This is a genomic window from Methanosalsum natronophilum, assembly GCF_024808815.1.
GTDB classification, from domain to species: Archaea; Halobacteriota; Methanosarcinia; order Methanosarcinales; family Methanosarcinaceae; genus Methanosalsum; species Methanosalsum natronophilum.
Window position 1 is genome coordinate 1 of the sequence record NZ_JANUCS010000039.1, and the last position, 1,765, is coordinate 1,765.

General features: G+C 31.1%; 1 protein-coding gene. It reads left to right on the forward strand.

The genetic code is table 11. The features are described from left to right. The first annotated feature begins 233 nt into the window (after positions 1–233). Entirely contained in the window at positions 234–1,460 is a 1,227-nt protein-coding gene (locus J2T59_RS10160; RefSeq protein ID WP_259135827.1) for a peptidase U32 family protein, read from the forward strand. Positions 1,461–1,765 lie beyond the last annotated feature (305 nt).

A 1,765-nucleotide genomic window follows, 5' to 3' on the forward strand; every position in this document is an offset into this window, starting at 1 on the left:
TCTCAGTTCTTAACTGGAAATGAAACCATCATATCAGGTACGCTTACGTTAGTAGATCCGATACTAATAGCTACACCTCTAGCTGGGCTGGCAGCCATAGTAATAACTCTAATTACACCACCACCTAGTGAACAGACGAATGAAAAATGTGAGAAATAATTATTAATTAAATTTTTTTACTTAATTAATATAAAAGAATACTATTTAATATTGTTATTCTGTGAAATACTAATATGAATCATTCAAACTTTCAAATTCCTGAACTAGTTGCTGGTATTAGGAACATTGCTACACTTAACGCTTGTAAAGATTATGTTGAGGCTGTATATTTTTCACTTGACAGCCTGAGCCTAAGAGCAAGAGCAAAAGATATAACTAAGAAGTCATTACCTGAGTTTGTTCAGTTAATTCATGAAAATGACCTTAAAGCATACCTTACAATAAATTCAGTGATTTATCCACAAGACATGGAGGAATTAAATAATGTCATGGATATTGCTAAATCTTCAGAAGTAGATGCTGTAATATGCTGGGATCCAGCTGCCATAATAAAAGCATTGGATAATGACCTCAAAGTTCATATATCAACTCAAGCGAATGTATCTAATATTGAATCAGTTGAATTTTATCATTCTTTGGGTGCCGAGAGAGTTGTTTTAGCACGTGAACTGTCCCTTGATAATATTAATGATATAAGGAAACAGACTACTATAGAGCTTGAAGTTTTTGTTCATGGAGCTATGTGTCAATCGATATCTGGTAGATGTTATTTATCGTCTCATCTTCTAGGTAAATCTGCAAATTGTGGAGAATGCACACAGCCATGTCGATGGAAATGGTCGCTTGTTTCAGATGATGGCACTGTAATTGATTTAAATGGTAATTATCTTTTAAGTGCAAAAGATCTTTGTATGATTGAACATTTAAGTGAACTCGTTGATATTGGCATTGATGCTTTTAAGATTGAAGGAAGACTAAGAGACTCAAGATACATATCAAAAGTAGCTTCTTCTTATTCAAGAGCCTTATCTTACTTAAATTATGATGATGATTATTCAATCAATCTATCTTTGCTGAAAGATGAACTTTCATCGGTTTATAATCGCGGTTTTTCTACAGGCTATTATTTTGGTAACTCTTCTAAACATAATTTTATGATCGAGCATGACATGAATGCTTCAACAACCAAGAAAAAAGCTATTGGAATTGTTACTAACTATTACAATAAACAAGGTGCTGCCTTAATTCATTTACAGCAAGGCTCAATTAGTTTAGGTGATGTGATGGTAATAGAAGGTAAAACTACTTTTCTAGAGCAGACTGTAAACTCCATAGTAATAGATGGGGTTTTTGTTGAACATGCTGCTAAAAGTAATGAAGTTGGAATTAAAGTTGATCAAAAAGTACGGAAGAATGATATTGTTTTCAAGTTAGAACAAAATCAAAAATCTTTTAACTAAAATTTTGTAAAATCTATTTAACTATTAATCTTTATAGTATTCATAACTAATTTTAATAGCCTAATTTCCTAAGATAGCTATAATATATGTTTTGTTATATTAATGGAGCTAAACAAGCTATACTAAAGTGTTGAAAGATTCTACGTGTGACCTTTCAAAAAAAGATGAGCACATTTGAGAAAACTATTCAATAAAATAAGCATTTTTCTTGGCTCTGTAGAAATCCTTATGTAAATAATAATTGTAAATGAGTTATATCTTTCGATGTTATGTATTAATATCTTACATTTTACTTCCTTTACCTG

Coding starts and splice junctions, on each gene's coding strand:
- J2T59_RS10160 (WP_259135827.1), top strand. CDS start 234: ATGAATCATTCAAACTTTCAAATTCCTGAACTAGTTGCTGGTATTAGG.